Raw genomic sequence first — 9,311 nt, 5'->3', positions numbered from 1 at the left:
GGGCGGCGGCGGGGGCGGCGCGCGGGGCGGGGCGCGCCCCGGTGATCCTGGCGGCGGGCGCGGTGCTGTGGCTGCCGGGCCGGCTGAAGAAGAGCGGCCGGCTGGGGCGGCCGCGGATCGCGGTGATCCACCGGCCCAAGTACGACGACTGGAGCCTGCCGAAGGGCAAGCTCGAACCCGGCGAGGGCATGGCCGACGCGGCGCTGCGCGAGGTCCGGGAGGAGACCGGGTTCCGCTGCCTGCTGGGACCGGAGCTGCCCGCCCAGCACTACCAGGTGCAGGGCCGCCCGAAGGAGGTCCGCTACTGGGCGGCGGTGCCGTCGAGCGGGTCCTTCCGGCCGAACCGGGAGGTGGACCGGCTGGAGTGGCTGCCGGCCGGGAAGGCCCGCGCCCGGCTCACCCACGACCACGACCGGCTGCTGGTCGACGCCCTGCTGGCGGTCCTGGGGGCGAAGCCGGTGCGGACGGCAGGGGCGGAACCGGCGAAGGAACGGTGGAAGTGATCTCCCTGCGCCCTTGCCGTGACGCAACCGTTACTACCTGACGTAGTTTCCTGCCATCCGTTCGAGGTTCACTCCCCGTTCACTTGCGACCGGCTGTCGTGTCACTTGCCCGGCCTAACTTCGGGACCACCGGAGGGCCGAACGGGCCCCGGACCACAGCAAAACCCGTGCTGGGCCGTACGCGTACGGCCCGCGCAAGGGCAATGCCACAGAAAGGGACACCCCTGTGAAGCTCCAGCGGAACGGCCGCTCCAAGGCCCTCGCGATCGGTGCCATGGCGCTCGTCAGCTCGCTGTCGCTCGCCGCCTGCGGGTCGGACAACAACAACAACTCGACCGCGTCCAGCGGCTCCAGCGGCGGCTCCGCCGCGGCTGCCGCGATCAACTGTGGCAAGCCCGGTTCGCTGATCGCCGCCGGCTCGACCGCGCAGGGTGCGGCGATGGACGTCTGGAAGACCAGCTTCGCCGCCGCCTGCTCCGGAACCACGATCAACTACCAGGGTGGCGGCTCCGGTGCCGGCATCCAGCAGTTCAACCAGGGCAAGATCCAGTTCGCCGGCTCCGACTCGGCCCTGAAGCCGGCCGAGATCGACGCCTCCAAGGCGGTCTGCACCGGCGGCCAGGGCATCGACCTGCCGATGGTCGGCGGTCTGATCTCGCTGGTCTACAACATCGACGGTGTCGACAACCTGGTCCTGGACGGCCCGACCGCCGCCAAGATCTTCGACTCGCAGATCACCAAGTGGAACGACCCGGCGATCGCCGCCCTGAACCCGGGCGCCAAGCTGCCGGACGCGGAGATCCAGACCTTCCACCGCTCGGACGACGCCGGCACCACCGAGAACCTGACCAAGTACTTCGCCGCCGCCGGCGGTGGCGCCTGGTCCTACCCGGCCGGCAAGGCCTGGACGGGCAAGAACGGCCAGTCGGCCAACGGCAGCGCCGGTGTCTCGGCCCAGGTGAAGCAGGTCAAGAACTCGATCAGCTACGTCGAGCTGGCCTACGCCCAGACCAACAGCCTGAAGAGCGCCGAGATCAACACGGGCGCCTCCAAGCCGGTCGCGGCCACCGCCGAGAACGCCGCCGCCACCATCGCCAAGGCGCAGGCCGCCGGTACCGGCAGCGACCTCGCGCTGAAGCTCGACTACGCGACCAAGGAAGAGGGCTCCTACCCGCTGGTCCTGATCACCTACGAGATCGTCTGTGACAAGGGCAACAAGGCCGAGACCCTCGACACCCTGAAGTCCTTCCTGACCTACACCGCCAGCGACGCGGGCCAGAAGGCCGTCGGCGAGAAGGGCTACGTGCCGCTGCCGAAGGCCGTGACCGACAAGGTCAACGGCGTCATCGCCACCCTGGCCTGACCCGACAGGACCCCCGGTGGGGCGGCCCCGTGAGCGAGGGGGGCCGGGGCCGCCCCACCGGAACGCACCACACCCAGCACCACGTCCGGGGCACCGCCGCCATGGTGCCGTCCCCCTTCCGGGGCGGCGCCACCAGACCGGAGTAGACCAATGACTTCATCCTCCCCTGCCGCCCCGCGAGGCAGGGAACGCCGACCGCGCGACAGCCGCGTCGGCGACAAGATCTTCATGAACCTCGCCCGGGGCTCGGGCATCCTGCTGCTGGTCATCATGGCCGCCATCGCCGCGTTCCTGACCTGGCGGTCGGTCCTGGCCCTGAGCACCAACGAGGGCAACTTCCTCACGAGCTTCGAGTGGACGCCGGACGCCCCGAAGCCCGTCTTCGGCATCGCCGTCCTGGTCTTCGGCACCATCGTCAGTGCCGTCATCGCGATGGCGATCGCCGTCCCAGTGGCGATCGGGATCGCGCTGTTCATCTCGCACTACGCGCCGCGCCGGATCGCCCAGCCGTTCGCCTACCTGGTCGACCTGCTCGCCGCCGTCCCCAGCATCGTCTACGGCCTCTGGGGCGCGCTCTTCCTCGTGCCGCACCTGGACGGCCTGACCAGCTGGCTCAACGAGTACCTGGGCTGGACGTACATCTTCGACCAGACCAGGACCGGCACCCCGCGCAACCTGTTCACCGTCGGCATCCTGCTGGCGATCATGGTCCTGCCGATCATCACCGCGGTCTCCCGCGAGGTGTTCCGCCAGGTGCCGCGAATGCACGAGGAGGCGGCGCTCGCGCTCGGCGCGACCCGCTGGGAGATGATCCGCACCGCGGTGCTGCCGTTCGGCCGCCCCGGCATCATCTCGGCCTCGATGCTCGGCCTCGGCCGTGCGCTCGGCGAGACCATCGCGGTCGCGGTGGTGCTGTCCGCCAGCAACGTCCTGTCGCTGCACATCCTGGACGCCGGCGGCGGCACCTTCGCGCAGAACATCGCGCTGAAGTTCGCCGAGGCCGGTGACAACGGCCGCAACGCACTGATGGCCTCCGGCCTCGTCCTGTTCGTCATCACCCTGCTGGTGAACGGTGCCGCGCGACTGATCATCGCCCGCCGCAAGGAGTACTCGGGGGCCAACGCATGACCGCCACCGTCGTCGTCGAGGACGCCCGGCCCGTCGGCCGTCCACTGACCGCCAACCGACTGCCCAAGTGGGCCCCGGTCGCCGTCGCCCTCGGCTCGATCGCCCTCGGCTGCGGGATCGGCGCGGTCGGCGGGCTGGCCAGCCACCTCCAGTGGGGCATGATCTCGGCCCTGCTCTTCGTCGTGATCGGCTACGTCCTCTCGGCCCGGGTCGAGGGCCGCCGGCAGGCCAAGGACCGGCTCGCCACCTCGGTGGTCTGGGTCGCCTTCATCCTGGCCGTCGTCCCGCTGGTCGCCCTGACGGTCTACACCGTCCAGCAGGGCAGCGAGGTGGTCGACGGGTTCTTCCTGAGCCACTCCATGAAGGGCGTGATCCAGTCCGGGCCCGGCGGCGGCATCTACCACGCGCTGATCGGCACCCTGGAGCAGGTCGCCCTGGCCACCGCGATAGCCGCCCCGATCGGTCTGCTGACCGCCGTCTACCTGGTCGAGTACGGCCGCGGCAAGCTCGCCAAGGCGGTCACCTTCTTCGTCGACGTCATGACGGGCATCCCGTCGATCGTCGCCGGTCTGTTCATCCTCTCGCTCTGGAACCTCGCCCTGGGCTTCAGCTACTCCGGCTTCTCGGGCAGCCTCGCGCTGGCGATCCTGATGATGCCGGTCGTGGTCCGGTCCACCGAGGAGATGCTGAAGCTCGTCCCGAACGAGCTGCGCGAGGCCTCGTACGCGCTCGGCGTGCCGAAGTGGAAGACCATTCTGCGGATCGTCCTCCCCACCGCGATCGGTGGCATCACCACCGGTGTGATGCTCGCGGTCGCCCGCATCACGGGCGAGACCGCCCCGGTGATGATGCTGGTGTTCGGCGCCGACTACATCAACAGCAACCCGTTCGACGGACCGCAGCAGTCCCTGCCGATGTACATCTGGCAGCAGTACTCGCAGGTCAACAACGACTACGGCTACGCCCGTGCCTGGGGCGCGGCGCTGGTGCTGATCGCCTTCGTGATGGGGCTCAACCTCATCGCCCGGGGCATCGCCCGCTGGCGCTCGCCCAAGGGCGGGCACTGAGCGACCGACTGACGTACGAGACAGACGAGAGAAGCAACGATCATGGCCAAGCGCATCGACGTCAGCGGACTGTCGGCCTACTACGGCACCACCAAGGCCATCGAGGACATCTCGATGAGCATCGAGCCCCGCTCGGTGACCGCCTTCATCGGCCCCTCCGGCTGTGGCAAGTCCACCTTCCTGCGCACCCTGAACCGGATGCACGAGGTGATCCCCGGCGCCCGGGTCGAGGGCAAGGTCCTCCTGGACGACGAGAACCTGTACGCCTCCAACGTCGACCCGGTCGCCGTGCGCCGCTCGGTCGGCATGGTGTTCCAGCGCCCGAACCCGTTCCCGACCATGTCGATCTACGACAACGTGGTCGCCGGACTCCGGCTCGCGGGCGTGAAGAAGAAGTCCGTGCTGGACGAGGTGGTGGAGCGCTCGCTGAAGGGCGCCAACCTCTGGAAGGAGGTCCACAACCGGCTGAACAAGCCGGGGGCCGGCCTCTCCGGCGGTCAGCAGCAGCGCCTGTGCATCGCCCGCGCCATCGCGGTCGAGCCCCAGGTCCTGCTGATGGACGAGCCCTGCTCCGCGCTCGACCCGATCTCCACCCTCGCCATCGAGGACCTGATCGGCGAGCTGAAGGAGCAGTTCACCATCGTCATCGTGACCCACAACATGCAGCAGGCGGCCCGCGTCAGCGACCGCACCGCCTTCTTCAACCTGGCCGGCGTCGGCCAGCCGGGCAAGCTGATCGAGCTGGACGACACCCAGCGGATCTTCTCCAACCCGTCGGTCCAGGCGACCGAGGACTACATCTCCGGCCGCTTCGGCTAGGCCGGAACCCCGTCACGGGCGGCGCCGAGGCGCCGGGACGCGTGACGGACCGCGAGCTGTCCCGTGGTGCTGCATGGCGGTGCCGCCGCGGGGCATGGAGAAGGGCCCGCCCCCGAGATGTGGGGGCGGGCCCTGTCCGTTCGTGCGTCCTGCGGGGGCGTCAGCCCCAGAACAGGTGGACGAACCAGTACATCAGCGCTGCGACGATGGCGGCCGCCGGCATCGTGATGAACCAGCCGAGCACGATGTTCTTCGCGACGCCCCAGCGCACCGCGCGGATCCGCTTGGTGGCCCCCGCACCCATGATCGCCGCGGTGATCACGTGGGTGGTGGAGATCGGCGCCTTGAAGACGAACGAGGTGATGTACATGATCGCCGAGGAGGTGGCCTCGGCCGCGAAGCCCTGCGGCGGGTCCAGCTCGATGATCTTGCGGCCGAGCGTCCGCATGATCCGCCAGCCGCCCGCGTAGGTGCCCAGCGAGAGCATGGTCGCGCAGGAGATCTTCACCCAGACCGGGATCCCGTTGCCGGACTGGTGGCCGGAGATGGTCAGTGCCATGACCACGATGCCCATGGTCTTCTGGGCGTCCTGGAGGCCGTGCGCCAGGGCCATCGCGGCGGCCGAGGCGGTCTGGGCGACCCGGAAGTTGCGCTTGGCCCGGTGCGGGTTGGCCCGGCGGAAGATCCACAGGATCGCCAGCATCACCAGGAAGCCGCCGACCAGGCCGACCACCGGCGAGACGATCATCGGGATGACGATCTTGTCGAGGACTCCGCTCCAGATCACCTCGACGCCGCCGGCCAGCGCCGCGCCCACCATGCCGCCGAACAGCGCGTGCGAGGAGGAGGACGGCAGGCCGAAGTACCAGGTGGTCAGGTTCCAGGCGATCGCCCCGACCAGGGCGGCGAACAGGATCGCCATCCCCTGGCTGCCGGAGGGGGTCTCGATGATCCCCTTGGAGACGGTGTGCGCCACGCCGCTGCCGAGGAACGCGCCGGCCAGGTTCATCACCGCGGCCATCGCCAGCGCCGCCCGGGGGGTGAGCGCCCGGGTGGAGACCGACGTGGCGATCGCGTTCGCCGAGTCGTGGAAGCCGTTGGTGTACGTGAAGAAGAACGCAACGCCGATGACGGCGATGAGTGCTGCCGTGTCCACGAGGGTCAGGACTCCTTGACGGCGATGGTCTCCACCGTGTTGGCGACGTGCTCGAACGCGTCCGCCGCCTCCTCAAGGACGTCCACGACCTGCTTGAGCTTGAGCACCTCGATGGCGTCGTACTGGCCGGAGAACAGGTGGGCGAGCAGCTTGCGGTGGATCTGGTCGGCCTGGTTCTCCAGCCGGTTGACCTCGATCCAGTACTCGGTGAGGTTGGACATGCTGCGCAGGTTCGGCATCGCCTCGGCGGTGAGTTCCGCGGCGCGCGCCAGTACCTCGATCTGCTGCTCGATGCCCTTCGGCAGGGTCTGGATGTCGTAGAGGACGACCAGGTCGACGGCCTCCTCCATGAAGTCCATGATGTCGTCCAGCGACGAGGCCAGGCTGTAGATGTCCTCGCGGTCGAAGGGCGTGATGAAGGACGAGTTCAGCTGGTGGAAGACGGCATGGGTGGTGTCGTCCCCGGCGTGTTCGGCGGCGCGCATGCGCTCGACGATCTCCGCACGGGCCGACACGTCTGATCCCAGCAGCTCCAAAAGGAGCTTCGATCCGACGACGAGGTTCTCCGCTGCGGCGGCGAACATGTCGTAGAAGCTCGTCTCCTTCGGGGTCAGGCTAAAACGCACGGAAATCTCCGATGTGCGGGGTAGGGACTGAACGATGCTAGGTGCAACCAAGCGCAATCACGCAAACGGGGTGTCGGGGAAGGAGTCGGAACCTCCCCTTCCGTTCGGCTGTCGCGCCGGGTGATCCGGGCCGCACCACCACGTGTGGATGTGAGTGAGCGATGGAGGTATCCCCGGCCGGAGGCTGGGGGAGAGCGAACCAGGAGGAGGTGCGCTCCGGGCGAAGCGTCTGCGGAGCGAGGCGAGGTGGGCGCTGCGCCCTCAGTCTGACGGAACCTCGCCCGGATTGTCCTCGTCGTGCGTACGGAAGACCGGGGCGCCGCTCAGACGGGTGAACCGCCGGGCACCCCTCCCGGGCCGCCCCGGCACATGCCGCCTCGGCCGTCGGAACACCACGCAGGGCCCCGGTGTTGGACACTGGTGGCCGACGCAGCCACCAGGCACTGAGACGAAGGCGGGGCCGATGACCACGACGCAAGCGCGCACCGAGCCACAGCACGCGCAGGAGGCCGACCCGCACGCCGGCCCCACCGCCGAAGCCGCAGAGGGACATCACGGGGGGCACGGTCCGCACGGCTACAGCGCGCAGAAGGACGCCCACCTCAAGCGGCTGCGTCGGATCGAGGGCCAGATCCGCGGCCTCCAGCGCATGGTCGACGAGGACGTCTACTGCATCGACGTGCTCACCCAGGTCTCGGCCAGCACCAAGGCGCTGCAGTCCTTCGCGCTCTCCCTGCTGGAGGAGCACCTTCGGCACTGCGTCGCCGCGGCCGCCGAGGAGGGCGGCACCGAGCTGGACGCCAAGGTGGCGGAGGCCACCGCCGCGATCAGCCGCCTGCTGCGCAGCTGAGCCACCGGCCGTCCGCCGTTCCCGCGCCCGCTAGCCGTCGGCCTCCCGCTCGGCCTGCCCGGGTTCGGCCCGGTCCAGCAGCACCTCGTCGATCCGCTCGGTCGGCAGCCGGTCGCCGGAGCTGGCCGTCGCGGCGATCATCAGCTCGCCGGCCAGATCGATCTCGTCGAGGGCCGCGTCGTCGTGGCCGCCGCTGCGGCCGCCCGTGGACGACACCACCTGCACCACCCCTTCAGTGCCTCGCCAGCCCGGGCGGCAGCCACCCGGAGTCCAGCCTAGGCACTTCGGGGCCCGTCCACATGGCACGGACGGGCCATCTCGGCGCCGCCGAAACGGGTGGCCGTCGCTCCCCGGACGGCCACCCGCCCCGGCGGCACCCCGTCTCGCCCCGGCGCCGGAGCGCTGCCCCGGCGGGCCAGGGCGGTGTCGGACCCGCCCTACTTCGGGCTCTCCGTGGGCTTCATCTGGTAGATGTCCGAGGCCGAGGGCTCGGCCGCCTCCACCGGCTTGCCGAAGTCCCTCAGCGAGGTCGTCGAGGTCACCTTCACCTGGTCCTTGGGCTCCTTCGACCCGGCCACCCCGGCGAAGGTGAACACCTCGACCACCTTGCGCAGCCGGCCCTGGTCGTCCAGCCAGGCGTCGTACGGGACCTCCTTGACGGTGAAGGTCTGCGCGCCCATCCGCAGGCCGTCCCCGCCCCGGCCGCCGGTCGCTTCGGCCGCCTTCGCCAGGTCCAGGGTGCCCCGGTAGTGGTGCAACGCGACCCCGTCGACGGTCTCGGTGCCCACCGCCTCCGCCTTCTGCGCCCCGCGCAGCGCCCCCGCCGCCGAGGCCGGGTCGGTGGCGCCGCTGCTGACCAGGTTGCCGTCCGGCAGCTGGCGCACGTCCAGCTTGACCCACTTGCCCTCGGGGACCTTGGCGCCGCTGTTCTGGAGGTAGACGGTGCCCGGCAGGACCACCTCGACGATCTTTCCGGTGGTCGCCGCGCCCGGTGGCACCTGGACCTCCAGCCGGCCGATCCGCTTGACGTAGTCGTAGCCGCCGGTGCCGTTGAACGAGGCCTTCTTCTCGGCGGACTCGGTGACCAGATCGGTCGCGGCGTGCGCGGAGCCGGTGCGGCCGGTGATGTCGGCGGCGTTGCGCACCGCCGTCAGCGGGTCCGCGGCGAGCCGGTCGGGGGCGCCTGACTTCCGGTCGGAGGATCCGCTGACGGAGCCGCCGGAACAGCCGGCGGCCCCCACCGCCAGGGCGGCGGCGATCAGGGCGGCCCCGGCCGCCGAGCGCAGGTGCGGACCCGGACGGCGTGCCGGCCGTCCGGTGCGCTGCTGGTCGGTCATCTTCATCCTCGCGACAACCCCCTCGGGCCCGACTGCCCCGCCGGACACCACCGGGTGGGCATAGCTCTTCCCGGGCAAACGAGTTGGGGCGCAAAGGGTTACGGGGCCGGTGCCCGGGGAGCGTCGCGCAGGGGGCTTCCGGCGCGTTACGGTGAACCACGTGCACAGTGAGCTGCCGGTCGCACCCGGCACCACCCGGATGCCCGAGCACCGCCTCGCGGTCAGCGAGCGCGGCTCCTTCATCTTCGCGACCTGCAGCTGCGGCTGGTACTCCCCGGCCCGCCGTTCGCGCGAACTGGCCCGTCGTGAGGGCGCCGACCACATCGCCGCGAGCGGCGCCGAGCCGGACTGATCCCGTCGGGCCCCGGGTGCCTCGGCAGGGCCCCGTGGGCGAGGTCAGGCCGCGAGGTCGGACTCCGGCGGCTGCTCCCCGGCCCGCACCGCCCCGCGCCCGCGCCGACG

Annotated in this window: 11 protein-coding genes; 7 read left to right on the top strand and 4 right to left on the bottom strand. The window is 70.4% G+C overall.

Going from position 1 to position 9,311, the window contains the following annotated elements:
• Window positions 1-41: 41 nt before the first annotated feature.
• From KS423_RS29395 to pstB, 5 genes are all read left to right on the top strand, one after another.
• A complete protein-coding gene (locus KS423_RS29395) occupies window positions 42-503 on the top strand; it encodes an NUDIX hydrolase (protein WP_374120047.1) in 462 nt (153 codons plus the stop codon).
• A 226-nt stretch (window positions 504-729) separates the two neighbouring features.
• Window positions 730-1,866 carry a phosphate ABC transporter substrate-binding protein PstS gene (pstS, locus tag KS423_RS29390; RefSeq protein WP_224282806.1) on the top strand — a complete coding sequence of 379 codons (1,137 nt, stop codon included), beginning with the start codon at window positions 730-732 and terminating at the stop codon, window positions 1,864-1,866.
• Between the two features lie 150 nt (window positions 1,867-2,016).
• A complete protein-coding gene (gene pstC / locus KS423_RS29385; RefSeq protein WP_224282805.1) occupies window positions 2,017-2,994 on the top strand; it encodes a phosphate ABC transporter permease subunit PstC in 978 nt (325 codons plus the stop codon).
• A complete protein-coding gene (gene pstA / locus KS423_RS29380; RefSeq protein WP_224282804.1) occupies window positions 2,991-4,061 on the top strand; it encodes a phosphate ABC transporter permease PstA in 1,071 nt (356 codons plus the stop codon). Before pstC ends, pstA begins: the two co-directional genes overlap by 4 nt.
• 42 nt (window positions 4,062-4,103) lie before the next feature.
• Entirely contained in the window at window positions 4,104-4,880 is a 777-nt protein-coding gene (gene pstB / locus KS423_RS29375) for a phosphate ABC transporter ATP-binding protein PstB (RefSeq protein ID WP_224282803.1), read from the top strand.
• Between the two features lie 160 nt (window positions 4,881-5,040).
• Here the strand turns inward: pstB and KS423_RS29370 are convergent, their stop codons facing one another.
• Window positions 5,041-6,036 (bottom strand): inorganic phosphate transporter, encoded by a 996-nt coding sequence (locus KS423_RS29370; RefSeq protein WP_224282802.1) that lies wholly within the window; start codon window positions 6,034-6,036, stop codon window positions 5,041-5,043.
• 5 nt (window positions 6,037-6,041) lie between these two features.
• A complete protein-coding gene (locus KS423_RS29365; RefSeq protein ID WP_030059626.1) occupies window positions 6,042-6,662 on the bottom strand; it encodes a DUF47 domain-containing protein in 621 nt (206 codons plus the stop codon).
• Between the two features lie 463 nt (window positions 6,663-7,125).
• Between KS423_RS29365 and KS423_RS29360 the strand changes: the two genes are divergently transcribed.
• The gene (locus tag KS423_RS29360; protein WP_224282801.1) at window positions 7,126-7,512 is read left to right on the top strand and encodes a metal-sensitive transcriptional regulator; all 387 of its coding nucleotides are present in this window, start codon (window positions 7,126-7,128) and stop codon (window positions 7,510-7,512) included.
• A 30-nt stretch (window positions 7,513-7,542) separates the two neighbouring features.
• Here the strand turns inward: KS423_RS29360 and KS423_RS29355 are convergent, their stop codons facing one another.
• Entirely contained in the window at window positions 7,543-7,731 is a 189-nt protein-coding gene (locus KS423_RS29355; protein ID WP_224282800.1) for a hypothetical protein, read from the bottom strand.
• A gap of 218 nt (window positions 7,732-7,949) precedes the next feature.
• Entirely contained in the window at window positions 7,950-8,849 is a 900-nt protein-coding gene (locus tag KS423_RS29350) for a hypothetical protein (RefSeq protein ID WP_224282799.1), read from the bottom strand.
• Window positions 8,850-9,009: 160 nt separating this feature from the next.
• Between KS423_RS29350 and KS423_RS29345 the strand changes: the two genes are divergently transcribed.
• A complete protein-coding gene (locus tag KS423_RS29345) occupies window positions 9,010-9,201 on the top strand; it encodes a hypothetical protein (RefSeq protein WP_224282798.1) in 192 nt (63 codons plus the stop codon).
• Window positions 9,202-9,311 lie beyond the last annotated feature (110 nt).

It is taken from the genome of Streptomyces sp. LS1784 (genome assembly GCF_020103755.1).
Lineage (GTDB): Bacteria > Actinomycetota > Actinomycetes > Streptomycetales > Streptomycetaceae > Kitasatospora.
This window is presented reverse-complemented; position numbering and strand designations above follow the sequence as displayed.